The organism is Moraxella haemolytica, assembly GCF_030177935.1.
Taxonomy (GTDB): Bacteria; Pseudomonadota; Gammaproteobacteria; order Pseudomonadales; family Moraxellaceae; genus Moraxella; species Moraxella haemolytica.
The window spans coordinates 795,192-813,140 of sequence record NZ_CP089974.1; the positions used below are offsets into that span (position 1 = coordinate 795,192).

Below are 17,949 nucleotides of genomic sequence, written 5' to 3' on the forward strand. Positions count from 1 at the left end.
TTGATTGAGAAGACATCATGAATACAATCGCTATTGACCGATATTTAACCGCACGCATTGCCGAAAATGCAAAGTGGTACCGTCATAAGAATCTGCTACAGGCAGATTACATGATTGAAGACATTAAGACACACTTATTTTATGTGATGAGTCTTGCTGGTATGTTATCTTTGTCTGAAGGGCATACGGTGCTAGTTGTGCCAAAACAACAGGGCGGTTGGCGGAGTTTTTTTGAGCCTGTCATGGATTATCTGCTGTCTTGGGTGAAAGATGAGCGGTTCTTGGTGGATTTTGATGAGATATTTATGCAGATTGATCATCATCAAGATAAGGCAAATCTAAAAGAGATTGTTGGTTGGTATTGCCGTACTTTTCATCGTGCCATTAGCCCAAATATTAAAATGACTTGGATGCTTGACTCAAAAGATGGTCTTGATGGTGTCTTTTTGAGCTTATTAAAGGTTTATTATTTCATCAAGTTTGTTTTGCATGATGACATAAAAGAGCTGTCAAGTTTCATACATGACACGCCTTTTGTTGATGATTATCAAGTAGCTCAATCAAGTCGTCCGCTCATCATCAAAGATACGCAGGAAGAATTTTATCTTTGGTCAAATAGGGCATGGCGTGCTGAACGCATGGCGATGCAACACATCTGGAGAATCTGTACAGTACAGATGACGCCTTTTGATATATCCAATCTGCCATCTACGCTCAACCATGAACAAAGATTGGCGATTGAAACGGTGAGTCGTCAGGCATTTACCATCATTACAGGCGGACCAGGGACGGGCAAGACTTTCACCGTTGCACAGATTGTTCTAGCATTACTCAAACAAAACCCTGATACCGACCTTGCGTTGGCGGCACCGACAGGTAAGGCGGCACAGCGTATGAGCGAATCATTAAAGGCTTCTTTGGCAAGATTTGACATACAAGTGGAGTTACCTGAGCCTAAAACTATTCATCGCTTGCTTGGCATTGGTCGGCATGGTACGCCCAGATATCATGATAATCATACCATGCCACATGACATAATCATCATTGATGAAGCGTCTATGCTTGGGGCGGAGCTGTCTTGTAGTCTGTTGGCGGCAGTCAAGACAGGGGCTAGGCTGATTTTACTTGGTGATGCATATCAGTTGGCGGCGGTTGAAGCAGGAGCGGTGTTGGCGGATTTGTGCCGTGTTGATGCCTTGCAAAGTCATCGTGTGCATCTTGTGGAGTCAAAACGCTTTCATGCAGATTCTGATGTGGGCAGACTTGCCAATTTCATCAATAACAGTGCTGATACCATGCAAAAGGGCGAGGAGCTTATCACTCTTATGCAAACGAGTAATCAGCTGTCTTTTGTTAATATTGATGGCAAGTCTCATTACTATGAACAGCTGTCAGATGGTTATGTGGCTTATTTTGAGCAAAGTAAGAGACTGCTTGCACAGTTGCGTCATGATGATGAGCCAAGCAGATATCAAAAGATTCAGGCTCTATTTAATACCCTAGATCAATACCGAATCTTGTGTGCGTCCCACATTGGCGATGCAGGCGATAGTAAAATAAATGAGTTTTTATCAAAAAAACATCGTGGATGGTTAAATACCAAGCCCAGTGTTTCGGCGTGGTATCATGGTCGTGTAGTGATGGTGCAGACCAACCGCTATGACTTGGGTTTATTTAATGGCGATGTTGGGATTTGTTTGTATGATGGTCGTGAGATGGCGGTGTATTTTAATGCAGAGACTCTAAAAAAAGTTGCTATTGGTATGCTAGGTGGTGAGACTGTTACAACCGCTTATGTCATGACGGTGCATAAATCTCAGGGTTCGGAGTTTGATAAAGTGGCAGTGGTATTTGATGATGACAATGCTCGTTTGTTGTCCAAAGAGCTGATTTATACTGCCATCACTCGTGCTAAAATATCAGTTGGTATTTATACGACAAATCAGGCTTTACAGATTGCAGTGAGTACGCCAACAGTACGCACCACAGGGCTTGAGTTACTGTGATTGTAAAAATTTCTTCACGGCGGCAAATTGTCCTTTGGTGGTGTCTTCTTGATACATGGCTTCACGAAAGGCATTAGAATTGGGTATGCCGCCTGTATACCAAGCGATGTGTTTTCTGGCAATGCGACAGCCTGAGTACTCCCCATAGAATTGATACAGCTCTTCTAGGTGGTTTAGGACGATGTGTTGTAGTTCGTCTATACTGGGTTTGGGTAGGAGTTCACCTGTGCTAAGATAGTGATGAATATCACGAAATATCCAAGGGTTTCCTTGTGCTGCTCGTCCTATCATCACCGCATCTGCACCAGTCATCTCATAGACGGCTTTGGCTTTTTGGGGGCTGTCAATATCGCCATTGACAATAACAGGAATGCTAAGAGTTTGTTTTACTTCTTTAATCAGTTCATAGCGAGCTTGTCCTGTGTAAAAATCTTCTCTGGTGCGACCATGAATGGCAATGGCAGCGACACCAGCAGCTTCGGCAATCTGAGCGATTTTTAGAATATTTTCTTGACCGTTGGCAAAGCCGAGCCGTGTTTTTAGAGTAACAGGTACATCAACAGCATCCACTGCACTCTCAAGCAGAGCTTTGACCAAATTCTCATCTTGAAGTAGGGCGGAACCTGCCAGTTTTTTGCACACTTTTTTGGCAGGACAGCCCATATTGATATCCACGATTTGTGCACCATTTGCCACTTGGAAGCGAGCGGCTTTGGCTAGCTTGTCAGGTTCTGCTCCTGCGATTTGTGCTGAGATGGGGGCGATTTCACTATCAAAATTGGCACGATAAAGCGATTTTTTGCGTGCATAAAGTGCGGTATCAGCGATAATCATCTCACTGACGGCATGACCTGCCCCAAATGATTTGCACAGCCGTCTAAAAGGATTATCGGTAACACCTGCCATAGGTGCTACAATTAGCCTATTAGTGATGGTTTGATTTTTGATGGCAAGTGGGGTGAGTAGTGGGTGTGTCATGGTTTGGGACTGTTATCATAAAGCCAATAAAAAAGATGAGAAAAAGACCACCATGTGGTGGTCTTTTGCGGTTCTTAAAAGCAAATCATTACTTGATTTTGGCTTCTTTGAACAGTACATGCTGGCGAATTTTTGGATCAAATTTTTTGATTTCCATTTTACCAGGCATGGTACGCTTATTTTTGGTGGTGGTATAGAAATAACCAGTACCAGCAGTAGAAACTAGTTTAATTTTATCTCTCATGTTCGTATCCTCTTATGAATCTAAATAAAAAATCTACAATTAGATTTTTTGACCTTGTGCGCGTAGGTCAGCAAGCACTTTATCAATGCCGTGCTTGTCAATGATACGCATACCTTTAGATGATACACGAAGGCGTACGAAACGATTTTCAGACTCTACCCAAAAACGATGATTGTGCAGATTTGGTAGAAAGCGACGACGGGTTTTGTTATTTGCGTGTGATACATTGTTACCCACTAGCGGGCGCTTTCCAGTCACTTGACATACTCGAGACATGGTGAACTCCTAATAATATGTGGCACGGATATTGAGCGGTATCGGGTGTGCCGTTTGGACAAGGTGCCTTATAAATGGTATGGACATAGCACAGGTTTGACCAAACTTATAAAGTTACACCATTCTTTTTTGTTGTTAAAGGCGACAACAATCAAGAAATGGCAGAAAATTAAAGCCAAAATTATACAGAAAATTTACTGGTATTTCAAGTAAATTTCTAAGAATTTTAAATGATTTTGTATTGATGTTTGCCCATCAGTCCACGATTAGCGTGGACTTAGTGCATTTTTTTCCAACCCAAAACCCTGCCAGCCATAGTGCATGAAGTTGCGAATATTGGCGTGGTCGCTACCTTCTGGAGTGGCAAGTACAGATTCATAATGCTCTGCAAATAGTTTTAGGGTGTCAAGCTGATTTAGACCATGTAGCTTGGCAAGACTAAATACTTTGGCAGAACCTTCATTGGTTCTAGCAGGATTCATAACTTCTCCATTACGAAAATCAACAGGGGTGTAATGGTAATGGGCGTCAATAAAATTTAGCACATCAGCGAATTTAAACTCGCCAGTTTCAATGCTGTTTAGTAAAGATGAGATATTGCTCATGATGTCTCTTTTTTATGAATTTTCACTCAAATCGTTCGTTGCTGACTGATTATAGCACTGATTAACGGTTGAAATAATCGTCATCGTCAAAAGATGGTGGGGCGAAGTTGCCTTGTTCTAGGTGGCTCATGTGTGCCTGCATAGAACGCTCATGTTGAATGCGTTGGTAGATTTCTTCACGATGAACCGCAATGTCTTTTGGGGCATTGACACCCAAGCGAACTTGATTGCCTTTAACACCAAGCACAGTAACGCTGACTTCATCGCCAATCATTAGAGTTTCGCCGACACGACGAGTTAGAATTAACATAGTATCGCTCCTTGCACGAAAAAAAGTTTAAATAAGTCAAAATACACTAAAAAATAAAAATACAAATTATAAAATACCCAAGTCGCTATTATAAAACGCCTTGGGTATTTTGTCAGCTGATTTTGCGATAAGTTATGTAAATATTCTTATCAGAAACCAAAACTGCTGTTGTAAAATCGCTGATGATGCAAAATTATAAGCCAGCGACTTTACTTTCACCATCTTCACGGTCAAGACCAAAGGCGGTATGCAAAGATTTTACAGCTTTTTCTAGATGTTGTTCTTGGATTAGGACAGATACCTTAATTTCAGAAGTTGAGATCATCTGCAGGTTGATATTTTGTGATGCCAAGGTTTCAAACATTTTGCTTGCCACGCCTGCATGAGAACGCATACCCACACCAACGATAGAGACTTTCACAACTTTGTCATCGCCGACAATCTGAGTAGCACCGATGTCGTCTTTAACTTTTTCTTCTAGGATTTTGATGGCTTTGTCATAATCGCCACGAGGTACGGTAAAACTAAAGTCGGTTACGCCATTTTCTGCGATGTTTTGAATAATCATGTCCACTTCGATGTTTGCAGCACCGATAGGGCTTAAAATGGCAGAGGCAATACCTGGGCGGTCAGGCACGCCAAGTAGTGCAATTTTGGCTTCATCACGATTAAAGGCAATACCTGAAATTACAGCGCGTTCCATATCATCTCCTTCGTCAATGGTAATCAAAGTACCGACATTTTGTTTAAATTCTTCATCAAAAGCACCATCAGTGCCTTCATCAAAACTAGACAGTACACGAAGCGGTACTTTGTATTTACCTGCAAATTCTACCGAGCGAATTTGCAGCACTTTTGAGCCAAGCGATGCCATCTCTAGCATTTCTTCAAAGGTAATCTTATCTAGCTTTTTGGCTTTTGAGGTAACTCGTGGGTCGGTGGTATAAACACCATCAACATCGGTGTAGATTTGGCATTCATCGGCACCGATGGCAGCAGCGATGGCAACGCCTGTGGTGTCTGAACCACCACGACCAAGTGTGGTTAAGTCGTTATGTTTATTTACACCCTGAAAACCTGCAACGATAAGAACTTTGCCATCTGCCAATTCTTGTTTTAGGTTGTCAGCGTCAATATGTTCAATGCGTGCTTTGGTATGGGTTTCATCTGTTTTAATGGCGACTTGACGACCTGTCATGGATTTGGCATCAACACCCAAGTCTTTTAGTGCCATAGCAAGTAGAGCGATAGAAACCTGCTCACCTGTGGCGACCATTTGGTCGTATTCTCGTGGGTCTGGGTCGTTGCTGATTTCTCGTGCCAGACCGATGAGACGGTTGGTCTCGCCACTCATGGCGGACACAACTACGACAACTTGATGACCGTGGTCATGCCAACGCTTGACACGAGCTGCGACATTCTTGATGCGACTGGTATTACCCATTGAAGTGCCGCCATATTTTTGTACGATTAACGCCATTGTGTTTACCTTTTGTTTAAAAAATGGTAGAAAACCCAAAGGTTGTAAATAAAAGTTCGCAGATTATAACTCAATTCATTGTTAAAATAAACTGATGAATTGATTATAAAAATCTATAAATACCCCAATAATTTGGAATATTTTGTAAATAATCCACCAGTGTGATTAAAAAGGCATGATTTTGCTTACTGTCTTATTGGCGTAAGCCATCATTTGTGATTGGCTTGCCAATATCATGTCTTTTCATGGTGGCATTGACTGCTTAGGATAGCTGTTCTGCCAATGTCGCTGCCAAATTTGCTAATGCTTTATCCACACCATCGGCATTGTTTGCACCGCCTTGGGCGAAATCTGGCTTACCGCCACCTTTGCCATCAAGGGTTTCGCAAAGTGATTTGATGATGTCTCCTGCTTTAACTTTTGAGATTAAATCTTTAGAAACACTTGCGGTCAGTGCGACTTTACCGTTGGTAATGCTTGCTAGAATGGCGATACCATCGGATAGTTTTGATTTGATATCATCTGCCAAACCACGCAAAGACTTGGCATCTAGATTGTCTAGTTTAGCAATCAAAACAGGCGTGCCACCAATCATTTCAACCTTATCCATTAGGGATTTGGCTTCAAGATTTGCCAGTTTTTGTTCTAGGCGTTCAAGCTGTTTTTCAAGCTCACGGTTACGCTCACTAAGGCTACCAACTCGTACACCAATCTCATCACGCTTAGCCTTAAAATTGCTTGCTAAAGTCGCTAAAGTCTTTTCGCCTTGTTGCATATAATTGATTGCACCCATGCCAGTCAAGGCTTCAATGCGACGAACGCCTGCGGCAATACCGCCTTCTGAGACGATTTTAAACAGACCGATTTCTCCTGTATGTACAACATGAATACCGCCACACAGCTCAATAGAAAAGGGTGTTTTGTCGGCTTTTTCGCCCATAGTAAGCACACGCACGGTCTCGCCGTATTTTTCACCAAACAGTGCCATTGCTCCTTTTTGTAGAGCCTGCTCAATAGGCAAATGTTCAATCTGAACAGGGCTGTTTTTTTGAATTTGTTCATTAACCATGCGTTCGATGGTCAATAGGTCATCTTGACTGATTGGTTCATCATGTGAAAAGTCAAAACGCAATACCTCTGATGACACCAAAGAGCCTTTTTGGGCGACACCAGTACCTAATACGGTGCGTAGGGCGGCGTGTAGTAGGTGGGTTGCTGAGTGGTTTTTAGCAGATGCACGGCGAATGTCTTCGATGACTTGTGCATGGGCATTTTGGGTGTTTTTAATGGTCCCCATTTTTACTGTGCCATAGTGAATGATGGCAGCACCTGATTTTTTGGTGTTTTGCACTTCAAAGACGCCAGACCCAGTGCTGATTTCGCCAAGTTCGCCAACTTGACCGCCACCTTCGGCATAAAATGGTGTGGCAGAAAGCACAACAACACCTGCATCGCCTTCGTGTAGCTCAAAGATTTCTTTGCCTTCTTGATACAGTCCTATGATTTGACTGTTGTGTTCTGATGAAGTATAGCCAACAAAGTCGGTTGGGTTATCTACTTTGATGGCGGTGGTATAATCTAGGTCAAATTTGCCTGCATCACGAGCTCGAACACGCTGTTCTTGCATATGTGTTTCAAAACCTGCCTCATCAATATTGATGCCACGCTCACGGGTGATATCGGCGGTTAGGTCTGTTGGGAATCCATAAGTATCATATAGTTTAAAGACGGTCTCGCCAGCCAATGTATCGCCAGTATTTAGGTTTTCTAGTTCGCCTGACAGCAGACGCAACCCTTGAGCCAAAGTTTTAGCAAATTGCTCTTCTTCTTTTAAAATAACTGATTCAATTTCAGTTTGTTTTTCAATAAGCTGTGGGTAGGCTTGCCCCATTTCTTTGGCAAGGAAAGCCACAAGTTTATGGAAGAATGCGTCTGTTGCACCCAATTTGTTGCCATGACGCACGGCACGACGAATGATACGACGCAACACATAGCCACGACCTTCATTGCTTGGACGAACGCCATCGGCAATAAGAAATGATACCGCACGAATGTGGTCGGCGATGACTTTAAATGATGGTTCATGGGTGCTATCCACACCGATGATGGCAGCGGCTGCATCCATCAGATTGACGAATAAATCAACTTCGTAGTTGCCATATTTGCCTTGTATGACTGAGCTGATTCGCTCAAGTCCCATGCCTGTATCAACCGATGGCTTTGGCAATGGCTCTAAAGTGCCATCTTTTTGGCGATTAAATTGCATGAATACGCAGTTCCATACCTCTACATAGCGATCGCCATCTTCTTCGGATGTGCCAGGCAAACCACCTTCAATATGGTCCCCATAATCATAAAAAATCTCTGAACAAGGACCGCAAGGACCAGTATCGCCCATCGCCCAAAAATTATCTGATTCGTACTGTTTGCCTTTATCGCCAATACGAATGATGCGTTCAGGGGCAAGCCCCACTTCTTGATGCCAGATATCAAAGGCTTCATCATCAGTGTGATACACGGTTACATATAGGCGTTCTTTGGGCAGGGCAAGCCATTGCTCTGAGGTCAAAAATTCCCAAGCGAACTTGATGGCATCTTTTTTGAAATAATCACCAAAGCTAAAATTGCCCAGCATTTCAAAAAAAGTGTGATGGCGGGCGGTGTAACCGACATTATCAAGGTCATTGTGCTTACCACCTGCACGCACGCATTTTTGTGAGCTGACGGCACGATGATAATCTCGTTTTTCAACCCCTAAAAAAGTATCTTTAAACTGATTCATACCTGCATTGGTGAATAGCAGGGTGGGGTCATTGTGCGGGATTAGGCTTGACGATGGGACTGGTGTGTGATTTTTGCTGGCAAAAAAATCAATGAATGCCTGACGAACTTCATGCAGCTGTAGAGTTTTAGTAAGATGACTCATAAAAATTCCTTAAAATCACATCACTGATGTGCTTTTTGCTAAAGATGCTAAATCATTTTTGTGAAAAGTTGATGATGCTTAAGTAAGACGAAACTTTAGGCAATCATAAATCGTTAATTTTAGCATAAACTAACCCAAATAAAAGCAAATTTTCGTTAAATTGCCCGACTTTTTCGTTTAAGTATAAAAAATGGTAATATCACAAAAAAATTAGGGATTTTTTAAAAACTACTTAACATTTATGCAAAAAAGATGTATAAATAACGCAGTAGTTTTATTCCATAATTTATTTAGGGGTATATCATGAACATTCCATTACTCACCGCCATGTTTTCTATCGCCTTTACTGTTGCGGTAGGTATTTTGTTGATTATTGCTTTTGTTACAGGTTTTGATAGCACGCCTTATATTTTGGGTGCAGTTGTTATTGGTGCACTCATCAGCTTGCCCATTGCAGTGATTGTTACCAAAAAGGTCAGTGCTTTGACTGGTGGTTCAAATCAGACTTCTGATTAAACTTTGCAGCCAAAAAAAATCTAAGCCAAAGACATCACTTGGTTTAGATATGAAATTTTGGTGCTTCTTATTGATTTTATTGGTACTGATATGCCATCGGCAGTTGGTTGGTGCTATAAATTAAAAGGCAGTGCGAGTACTGCCTTTTAATTTGATTGATTGGCAATGACTTTAAATAATCAATTACTTTTCAATTACTTTAAATGGTCTTTTAATTTTTTCGCCTGTTCATCAGCATTGCCGATATAGGTTGCAGGTACTAGGTTAGCTAAGCGTTTGCGGTCGGTTTCTGGTACGGCTTTTAATTCATCGCCATTCACAAAATCCGTCATCATCTGTCTTGTCATCGCCTGTCCACGAGTGAGAGCTTTTAGCTTCTCATAAGGCTTTTCTACATTGTAGCGACGCATGACTGTTTGGATTGGCTCTGCCAAGACTTCTTGGGCGTTGTCTAGGTCTTCTGCTAGGCGTTGTTCGTTAAGTTCTAATTTACCAATACCTTTTAGGCAGGCTTCAAAGGCGATTAAACTTTGAGCAAAACCTGTGCCCATATTACGCAGTACCGTGCTGTCAGTCAAGTCTCTTTGCCAGCGTGAGATGGGTAGTTTTTCGCCTAAGTGTGCAAGAATGGCATTAGCAAGACCCAAGTTGCCCTCGCTGTTTTCAAAGTCAATGGGATTGACTTTGTGGGGCATGGTTGAGCTACCTACTTCACCTTCTTTTAGTTTTTGTTTGAAATAGCCTAGTGAGATATAGCCCCACACATCACGGTTAAAGTCAATCAGAATGGTATTAAAACGGCGTAACCCATCAAATAATTCTGCCATATAATCATGCGGCTCAATCTGTGTGGTATATGGATTGAATGTCAAACCCAAACTTTCTACAAAATTTTGGCTGTGTTTTGCCCAGTCAATATTAGGATAGGCGGATAAATGAGCGTTATAGTTTCCTACCGCACCGTTAATCTTGCCAAGCAGTTCTACCGCTTTAAACTGCTTGATTTGGCGGTGCAGACGATAGGCGACATTCGCCATTTCTTTGCCAAGCGTTGTCGGACTGGCTGTCTGTCCGTGCGTGCGAGACAGCATTGGCACATGGCTATATTTATCCGCCAAATCTGCAATGTCATCAATAATCTTTTGCATGGACGCTACTAAGATATCACGACCTGATTTTAGCATCAAGGCGTGCGATAGATTGTTAATATCTTCTGATGTGCAAGCAAAATGAATAAACTCGCCTGCATTTTTTAATTCATCAATATCAGCAATTTGTTCTTTTAAAAAATATTCCACCGCTTTGACATCGTGATTGGTGGTGCGTTCTATTTCTTTAATTCGCTCGGCATTATCCAAAGAAAAATTATCAATAATGGCATCTAATTTGGCATTGGTGTCAGCAGAAAAAGGCTGAATTTCACCGACTTTTGGGTGATTGGCTAGAGCTTGTAACCAGCGTACTTCAACCGTAACACGAGCGTGCATTAAGCCAAATTCGGACAGATAAGGACGCAAGGTATCGCATTTGGACGCATAGCGACCGTCTAGGGGGGATAGGGCGGTTAGTTGATTGAGAGACACTTTTAAAATCCTTAAAAAAATGATGAGAATGATTAGATTGCAAATTTTGGATTATAACAAATTTTGTCGTTTTTAACCAGTTGCATTTTGATTGCAAGTCGTTGGGTATATGTAGATAATTGGTTTACTTGTGTAGGTGGCTAAATTTTTGTATAATGCTATGTCATAAATTGAACTTGACACAGGGTAAATGATGCATATAATCACAGCACACAGCATAGCCTAAGTTTTACCTGCACGCCTATTGGGGGTGTGCAATGAGCAAACACATCTCTAAAGCCTTTTTGGAAGCCAAAACAGGCGTCAAACAAGACCCTACACCCACCAAGCCTAAGCACACCACACAAAGCAAGCCCACCAAAGCTAAAAAAGCGACCGCCACAGACGGCGGTAACAGCACTCTACACGCCGCAAAGCGTGCCAAAAACGATGATTTTATACCTGCCTTGCCGACATAGAAAACGAACTACGCCATTATAAAGACCATTTTAAGGACAAAATCGTCTATTGTAATTGCGATGACCCCTACGAGAGCAATTTTTTGCAGTATTTTTTGTTAAATTTTAAACGCTTGGGGCTAAAAAAACTCATCACCACAGGCTATGCCACCAGTCCCATTGCAGGCACGCAGTTATCGTTATTTGAAGATAGTTACCCGCTTATCGTAAAGCCCACAAAATAGAAATCACGAGCATTGATGATTTAAATTTGACAGACAATCAAATCATTAAATTAAGCGACTTGCCCAAAAAACCCAAGGCATCAAAATCACCAGTCTTAATGACAGCAAAGCCAAAGACGGCACGGTATATTTGGGTGGGGATTTTAGAAGCAAAGAATGTAGCAAATTGCTATGCCAAGCCGATATTGTGGTTACCAATCCGCCATTTAGCTTGTTTCGTGAATATATCGCCCAGCTTATGGCGTATGATAAAAAATTTTTGGTAATCGGTAATCAAAACGCCATTACTTATAAAGAGATTTTTCCTCTTATTAAAGAAAATAAGCTGTGGTTGGGAAATCATTCGGTAAAAATATTTGTCGTACCAACTTTCATTCAAGCCAAAGACAATATTAAAAAAGGCGATGATGGTAAATATTACGCTAATTTTGGCAATGTGTGTTGGTTTACCAATTTAACCCACTCCAAACGCCAAGATTTACGGACATTTGGCGACAAAGATCGCCAAAAAGCCTATCAAGCCCAAAAGGGTATTTGCAAAATTTGCAATGAGTATTTTACGATTGATAAAATGGAAGCCGACCATATTATCCCTTGGGCAAAAGGGGGTAAAACCACTTTTGATAATTGCCAAATGCTATGCCAAAAATGCAATCGTACTAAGTCGGGGAAGTAATTGTTATTAAAATACCATTAAAAAGATGCTAAAAATAGCCATTGTATTTTTGTAATGGCTATTGGTGTAGGCAGTCTTTTATTTTAGTTTTGTTTAAACCAAATACAAACTAAATCTAAACCAAACACGGTGCATCACACCAATCAATCACGCCCCCACCTAAGCAAACATCGCCATCATACAAAACCACCGACTGCCCAAGCGTAACGGCTCGTTGTGGCTCATCAAACACCACTTTGAGCGTATCGTCTTGAATAAACACGGTGCAGGCTTGGTCGGGCTGACGATAGCGAGTTTTGGCGGTAAGTTTTGAGCCGTCTTTGGGTGGACTGATGACCCAATCTAGTTTTGTGGCGGTCAAAGTGGTTGAGTGTAGTAGGGGGTGATTATGCCCTTGACCGACAATCAAGCGATTGTTCTTTAGGTCTTTTTGCAGTACAAACCAAGGCTCATCAGGACGACCAGAGACACCCCCAATGCCAATACCTCCTCGCTGACCAATGGTGTAATACATCAACCCATCGTGTGTGCCAAGTGTTATGCCATCGTCACTGATGATTTCTCCTTTTTGGGCAGGCAGATAGGTCTGTAAAAAATCCTTGAATTTTCGTTCGCCAATAAAGCAGATGCCTGTACTGTCTTTTTTCTTGGCGGTTGCTAGGTTGTATTTTTCGGCAATCGCTCGCACTTGTGGCTTTTCTAATTCACCGACTGGAAATAAGGTTTTGGCGATTTTGTCGCCACCGACCGCATACAAAAAATAGCTTTGATCTTTGTTGCCATCAAGTCCACGCAGTAGCTGTGCTTTATTGTCCATGATTTGTGAACGGCGAACATAATGCCCTGTAGCAATATAGTCTGCACCCAGTGTTAAAGCGTAGTCTAAGAACGCTTTGAATTTGACTTCTTTGTTGCACAAGATATCAGGATTGGGCGTGCGACCTGCTCGATACTCCTCCAAAAAATGCTCAAAAACATTATCCCAATATTCTGCCGAAAAATTGGCAGTATGCAATGGTATGCCTAGCTTATCTGCCACCGCTTGGGCATCTGCCAAATCAGTCAAGGCAGTGCAATATTCTGTACCATCGTCTTCTTCCCAGTTTTTCATAAAAAGCCCCTCTACTTGATAGCCTTGTTCAAGTAGTAGGGCGGCTGATGCTGAGCTGTCCACACCGCCTGACATTCCGACGATGACTTTTTGGGTGGTGTTTGGCTTTGTTATCATCATGTATTAACCATAAAATTTTGCTATAATATTAGGGTATTTTAACAAATTATAGGAGAAAAACAATGATAAAAATCGGTCAAGGACTAGATGTTCATGCTTTTACAGATGGTGAGTTTGTTACGCTTGGTGGTATCAAAATTCCTCATACGCACGGTATTAAAGCCCATTCGGACGGTGATGTCCTGCTTCACGCTCTCATGGATGCGATGCTTGGGGCGTTGGCTTTAGGAGATATCGGTATGCATTTTCCTGATACAGATGACCGCTTTTGTGGGGTGGATAGCAAGGTGTTATTAAAAGAGGTTCATAAAAAAGTAACCGAAAAAGGCTACAGTCTGATCAATGCTGATATGACAGTGATTTGTGAACTGCCCAAACTTTCCCCACATAACAAAGCGATGCGTCAGTGCATTGCTGATATTTTAAAAGTAGAAGAGGACTGCATTAGCATTAAAGCCACCACCAATGAAAAGATGGGCTATCTGGGGCGAGGCGAGGGGATTTTTGCAAGTTGTGTGGTGCTATTGCAAAAGATGGGGTAGTTGTTTTAATCATGGGATTTGATGGCACGGAGGCGTTTGGGTAGTAACTTTTAAAGGTGTGGTTTTTATCGTTGGTTTTGGTGTTAAAATGACTAGGGTGCTTTTTAAGGTTACTTGCTAATTTTTTATTATTAATTTCTGACAGGAGATTTATGTTGGATAAAAATACCGCTCTTTTATTGATTGATTTGCAATTAGGATTTGATGACCATGTCTATTGGGGTGGCAATAGAAACAACCCAAATTGTGAGCAAGTTTGTTTTGATTTATTGGCAAAGTGGCGTGCGTATCAGATGCCCATTTTTCATATTCAGCACAATTCTACTGAACCAAACTCACCTTTAAGACCCAACCAGATTGGCAACGACTTTAAGCCCCTAACCGCCCCAATGGGTGATGAAGTGGTTATTGGCAAAACGGTTAATTCTGCCTTTATTGGCACAAATTTAGAACAGCAACTAAAAAGTCGTGCGATAACCAACCTTGTCATTATTGGCTTAACCACCAATCATTGTATTTCTACCACCACACGAATGGCAGGAAATCTGGGCTTTCATGTGATTGTGGTGGCAGATGCTACAGCGACTTTTGACCGTCTGGGCTTTGATGGTAAGCACTATGATAGTGAGCTTGTGCATCAAATTAGCCTTGCAAACCTACATAATGAATTTGCAACTGTGTTAATGAGCGATGTGCTTTTGGCGGATAAATTTTGGCAGAGTACTTGAAATCTGCCAAACCGCCACCAATGTATGATACAATGCAGGTAAATTCAGTTTCATTTTGGAGTAATCATGACCGACATCAACCCTCAAATCAAAGAGCTGATTGAAAACCAAATCAAAGACCATAGTGTGCTTTTGTATATGAAAGGCACACCACAATTTCCACAGTGTGGATTTTCTGCCCGTGCGGTGGAGGTATTAAGCCAAATCGGTCGTCCTTTTGCCTTTGTTAATATCCTAGAAAACCCTGAAATTCGCACTACTTTGCCCATCATCGCTAATTGGCCTACTTTTCCACAGCTATGGGTTAATGGCGAGCTCATTGGTGGTAGCGATATCATTTTACAAATGTATCAAGCAGGCGAGTTAAAGCCACTGATTGAAGAGCATAGCCCTGAAGTGTGATTAAAAGATATCAAAGGTTTTTGTCGCTAGCAAAAGCCTTTTTTATTGATTGACTGTATCAATTAACTGTATTAAGCTGTTGATAACCTTGGGATAATTGTCAAAAAATCATTGCTAAAGTAGTGAATTGTTGGTCTTGATGAGTAAAAAATAATGCAAAAAATCAAACAGATTTCTGAAGAAATTTTAACTTTGTGTGAAAATGCGAACACTGCTTTAAAAGCGATTCATTTGATTGTTCAGCATGGTAGTGCAAGTGAATTGGCTTGGCAGACGGTGTATAATCGTGTGATGGCGGATAATGATGTTGATGGGGCGTATTATTTGGCAAATTTTACTCAAAAGATTGATGATTTGCCATTTGATGGGTTGCCACTGATTGAGATGGTGATGAATGGTGATGACAAGAACATGAAATTATCACTGATTGATAAAATGCCCAAACAAATACAGCAGGAGTATTTGAGCAGGGTTTAGTTATCCTTTTTATTATTCATTCTTTGTCATTTTTTCATGCAGGTTATATCCATCTCAACATGACGGTCAATCTAAGGTTGAGATTTTATACCAAGTCCTGTGGTGATTTGGGCTTTATAAGTCTTTAATAAAGGCAAAACGGTATCAATTATCCAATCTTTGCGATAGCCTTGTAAGCCTAATGGTAGATGTTCGGCATTTAAGTCATGTGCCACCATCAGTAATAACTCGCTAATCCACCGTCCACGCAAAAGCAGATTTTCTGGAATGTGATGTGTGTGGCTGTAATCAGTGATGGCTTGATCAAGAGATTTCTTAAAGATTTTTTCCTTACTACGATAAACAGGTGGTGGTAGAGGTGGTAGTGTTTTTTGTGGTTGAGATTTTACGGTACGAATGATGTGGATAATCTCATCGCCATACTTACGCAATGCATGGCGATTGATGGTGGTTTGTGCCAGTTGCTTGATACTTTCTGGTAGCGTTTCAATGATTTCACGCATTGCTTGTTTGCTAATAATGAAAGTTCTTGGCTCGTTAATGTTGCGAGCCAGCGATTCACGCCATGCCACTAAAGATTGTAGCACACCTATTTGAGTGCGGTTGTATTCAGGAGAGCTAAATTCTAGATACAGCATCTCATCGCTGATATGGGCGGTATCATGTAGTTCTTTGGCATAAACATTGCTGTCTTCAATGACATGACCAAGTAATTGATTTTCATCAAGTTTTTGTTTGACGCTTTGATAAAGTGTCAACAGATAACGCACATCATTGGCGGCATAGCTTTCTTGTTCTTGACTTAGTGGTCGTACCAGCCAATTAGATTGGCTCTCGCCTTTGTCAATCTCAATGCCAAGAATTTCAGCGACAGACTGGCTGTAGCCTGCTTGTAATTTGCCTGTCAAATAAGCAACGCCAATCTGCACATCAAAGATATTGGTTAGAGGGGCGTTTTTTGCCAATAGATAAAAAATACCCAAATCTTCACCGCAAGCATACCAAACCATCGTCGGTACTTCTATCAAGGCTTGCCAAAATTCAGTTAAATCCAATCTAGGTGCGTCAACCAAATAGATGCCACGCCCAGTATTGACCTGTACGAGTGCTAAAATGGGGTAATAGGTGGTGCGTTTGATGAATTCGGTGTCTAAGGCGACCACATCCACCTCATCGATTTCATCAATCAATGCGTAAAGCTCATCTTCGTTGTGTACCCATGAGACGGGCAGGTTATGATTTTGATCTTTTATATGATCAGCACGAAAAAAGCCAAAGCGTGTGTCGCTATTTGAGGGTGTTGTAGTCATGTTTTTTAGATAAAAGCACGGTTTTGTAGAGCTTGATGCAAGGTTAAGCTATCCACATATTCTAGTTCACCACCCATTGGAATGCCTTGTGCCAGTCGGGTGATTGTTTCAACATGGGGGCGAGTGGCATCGGTGATAAAAAAGGCGGTGGTTTGTCCTTCTACTGTGGCTCCGGTCGCCAAAATTAACTCTTTGATGGGTTCTTGTTTTAGGCGGAAAATAAGCTGGTCAATGTTTAGATCATCAGCGTTAATACCGTCAATTGGCGATAAATGACCACCCAATACAAAATATTTGCCACGATAAGCACCGCTTTGTTCAATTGCCACCACATCAGCAGCACTTTCTACGACGCACAACAGACCATCATCACGGCGTACATCGCTACAGATGGGGCATATCTCTTCATCGCTGTAAGAGTGGCATTGGCGACACTCGATAATCTCATTCATGGCGACACCTAAGGCTTGTGATAAACTAATGCCTTGCAAGCGTTTTTTGGATAGCAGATGTAGAGCCATGCGTTGAGCGGTCTTTTGTCCAACACCGGGCAAATGTTGTAGCTCTTTGATAAGATGGTCAAATTTTGGGGTTAGCATGATCAATTAGCCAAACAGACCTTGCATGCCCTTAGGTAAACCCATGCCAGTAGTTGCACTTGCCATGACCTCTTCAGACAGCTCATCGGCTTGGCGAACGGCATCATTAATGGCAGCTGCTACCAAATCTTCAATCATGTCAGGATCATCGTCCATAAGACTTGGGTCAAGACTGATGCGTTTGACCACATGGCGACCTGTCATGGTAACTTTTACCAAGCCATTACCTGATTCGCTATGTACTTCTTTGGTAGCAAGGCTAGCTTTGGCAGCTTCAACATTCTTTTCTACCTGCTTTTGCATGGCTTGGGCTTGTTGCATGAGTGCTTGAATGTTCATGATATTTTCCTAATTAAAATTTTATGATAAGTGATGTCA

Annotated in this window: 20 protein-coding genes and 1 pseudogene; 9 read left to right on the top strand and 12 right to left on the bottom strand. The window is 41.7% G+C overall.

Going from position 1 to position 17,949, the window contains the following annotated elements; translation table 11 throughout:
* Positions 1–17: 17 nt before the first annotated feature.
* Positions 18–2,006 (top strand): exodeoxyribonuclease V subunit alpha, encoded by a 1,989-nt coding sequence (recD, locus tag LU276_RS03695; protein ID WP_284674304.1) that lies wholly within the window; start codon positions 18–20, stop codon positions 2,004–2,006.
* Here recD and dusB read toward each other — a convergent pair.
* From dusB to alaS, 7 genes and pseudogenes are all read right to left on the bottom strand, one after another.
* Positions 1,998–2,984 carry a tRNA dihydrouridine synthase DusB gene (gene dusB / locus LU276_RS03700; protein ID WP_284674305.1) on the bottom strand — a complete coding sequence of 329 codons (987 nt, stop codon included), beginning with the start codon at positions 2,982–2,984 and terminating at the stop codon, positions 1,998–2,000. The genes recD and dusB overlap by 9 nt on opposite strands.
* Before the next feature lie 88 nt (positions 2,985–3,072).
* Positions 3,073–3,228 (bottom strand): 50S ribosomal protein L33, encoded by a 156-nt coding sequence (rpmG, locus tag LU276_RS03705; RefSeq protein ID WP_003659281.1) that lies wholly within the window; start codon positions 3,226–3,228, stop codon positions 3,073–3,075.
* 39 nt (positions 3,229–3,267) lie between these two features.
* Positions 3,268–3,504 (bottom strand): 50S ribosomal protein L28, encoded by a 237-nt coding sequence (gene rpmB / locus LU276_RS03710; RefSeq protein ID WP_029102716.1) that lies wholly within the window; start codon positions 3,502–3,504, stop codon positions 3,268–3,270.
* A gap of 266 nt (positions 3,505–3,770) precedes the next feature.
* Positions 3,771–4,109 carry a HopJ type III effector protein gene (locus LU276_RS03715; protein ID WP_284674306.1) on the bottom strand — a complete coding sequence of 113 codons (339 nt, stop codon included), beginning with the start codon at positions 4,107–4,109 and terminating at the stop codon, positions 3,771–3,773.
* Between the two features lie 142 nt (positions 4,110–4,251).
* Positions 4,252–4,419 (bottom strand): annotated as a pseudogene (gene csrA, locus LU276_RS03720) (carbon storage regulator CsrA); the annotation flags it as partial.
* Between the two features lie 193 nt (positions 4,420–4,612).
* Entirely contained in the window at positions 4,613–5,899 is a 1,287-nt protein-coding gene (locus tag LU276_RS03725) for an aspartate kinase (protein ID WP_284674307.1), read from the bottom strand.
* A 262-nt stretch (positions 5,900–6,161) separates the two neighbouring features.
* Positions 6,162–8,825 carry an alanine--tRNA ligase gene (gene alaS / locus LU276_RS03730; RefSeq protein ID WP_284674308.1) on the bottom strand — a complete coding sequence of 888 codons (2,664 nt, stop codon included), beginning with the start codon at positions 8,823–8,825 and terminating at the stop codon, positions 6,162–6,164.
* Positions 8,826–9,128: 303 nt separating this feature from the next.
* Here alaS and LU276_RS03735 point away from each other — a divergent pair, with 303 nt between their 5' ends.
* Positions 9,129–9,341: a hypothetical protein gene (locus LU276_RS03735; RefSeq protein WP_284674309.1), complete on the top strand. Its 213-nt coding sequence runs from the start codon at positions 9,129–9,131 to the stop codon at positions 9,339–9,341.
* A gap of 194 nt (positions 9,342–9,535) precedes the next feature.
* On the opposite strand, the gene purB is transcribed toward LU276_RS03735, so the two are convergent.
* Positions 9,536–10,924, bottom strand: a complete 1,389-nt coding sequence (gene purB, locus LU276_RS03740) for an adenylosuccinate lyase (protein WP_284674310.1) — start codon at positions 10,922–10,924, stop codon at positions 9,536–9,538.
* A 257-nt stretch (positions 10,925–11,181) separates the two neighbouring features.
* Here purB and LU276_RS10070 point away from each other — a divergent pair, with 257 nt between their 5' ends.
* From LU276_RS10070 to LU276_RS03750, 3 genes are all read left to right on the top strand, one after another.
* Positions 11,182–11,382: a hypothetical protein gene (locus tag LU276_RS10070; protein WP_418001278.1), complete on the top strand. Its 201-nt coding sequence runs from the start codon at positions 11,182–11,184 to the stop codon at positions 11,380–11,382.
* Positions 11,379–11,606: an adenine-specific methyltransferase EcoRI family protein gene (locus LU276_RS03745; RefSeq protein WP_418001287.1), complete on the top strand. Its 228-nt coding sequence runs from the start codon at positions 11,379–11,381 to the stop codon at positions 11,604–11,606. Before LU276_RS10070 ends, LU276_RS03745 begins: the two co-directional genes overlap by 4 nt.
* Before the next feature lie 85 nt (positions 11,607–11,691).
* The gene (locus LU276_RS03750) at positions 11,692–12,282 is read left to right on the top strand and encodes an adenine-specific methyltransferase EcoRI family protein (protein ID WP_418001288.1); all 591 of its coding nucleotides are present in this window, start codon (positions 11,692–11,694) and stop codon (positions 12,280–12,282) included.
* A gap of 115 nt (positions 12,283–12,397) precedes the next feature.
* On the opposite strand, the gene mnmA is transcribed toward LU276_RS03750, so the two are convergent.
* Complete coding sequence (gene mnmA / locus LU276_RS03760) at positions 12,398–13,513, bottom strand: tRNA 2-thiouridine(34) synthase MnmA (RefSeq protein WP_284674311.1); 1,116 nt, start codon at positions 13,511–13,513, stop codon at positions 12,398–12,400.
* Positions 13,514–13,575: 62 nt separating this feature from the next.
* On the opposite strand from mnmA, the gene ispF reads away from it, so the two are divergent.
* From ispF to LU276_RS03780, 4 genes are all read left to right on the top strand, one after another.
* Positions 13,576–14,055, top strand: coding sequence for a 2-C-methyl-D-erythritol 2,4-cyclodiphosphate synthase (ispF, locus tag LU276_RS03765; RefSeq protein WP_284674312.1), 480 nt, complete (start codon positions 13,576–13,578; stop codon positions 14,053–14,055).
* A gap of 152 nt (positions 14,056–14,207) precedes the next feature.
* A complete protein-coding gene (locus LU276_RS03770; protein WP_284674313.1) occupies positions 14,208–14,783 on the top strand; it encodes a cysteine hydrolase family protein in 576 nt (191 codons plus the stop codon).
* Between the two features lie 66 nt (positions 14,784–14,849).
* A complete protein-coding gene (grxD, locus tag LU276_RS03775; protein ID WP_284674314.1) occupies positions 14,850–15,185 on the top strand; it encodes a Grx4 family monothiol glutaredoxin in 336 nt (111 codons plus the stop codon).
* A gap of 153 nt (positions 15,186–15,338) precedes the next feature.
* Entirely contained in the window at positions 15,339–15,662 is a 324-nt protein-coding gene (locus tag LU276_RS03780; RefSeq protein ID WP_284674315.1) for a hypothetical protein, read from the top strand.
* 71 nt (positions 15,663–15,733) lie between these two features.
* Here LU276_RS03780 and LU276_RS03785 read toward each other — a convergent pair whose 3' ends face one another.
* The 3 genes from LU276_RS03785 to LU276_RS03795 are packed head-to-tail and all read right to left on the bottom strand — an operon-like array spanning position 15,734 to position 17,910.
* Entirely contained in the window at positions 15,734–16,972 is a 1,239-nt protein-coding gene (locus tag LU276_RS03785) for a ribonuclease D (RefSeq protein ID WP_284674316.1), read from the bottom strand.
* A gap of 5 nt (positions 16,973–16,977) precedes the next feature.
* The gene (recR, locus tag LU276_RS03790) at positions 16,978–17,571 is read right to left on the bottom strand and encodes a recombination mediator RecR (protein ID WP_284674317.1); all 594 of its coding nucleotides are present in this window, start codon (positions 17,569–17,571) and stop codon (positions 16,978–16,980) included.
* Positions 17,572–17,577: 6 nt separating this feature from the next.
* Positions 17,578–17,910 carry a YbaB/EbfC family nucleoid-associated protein gene (locus tag LU276_RS03795; protein ID WP_284674318.1) on the bottom strand — a complete coding sequence of 111 codons (333 nt, stop codon included), beginning with the start codon at positions 17,908–17,910 and terminating at the stop codon, positions 17,578–17,580.
* Positions 17,911–17,949: the final 39 nt, after the last annotated feature.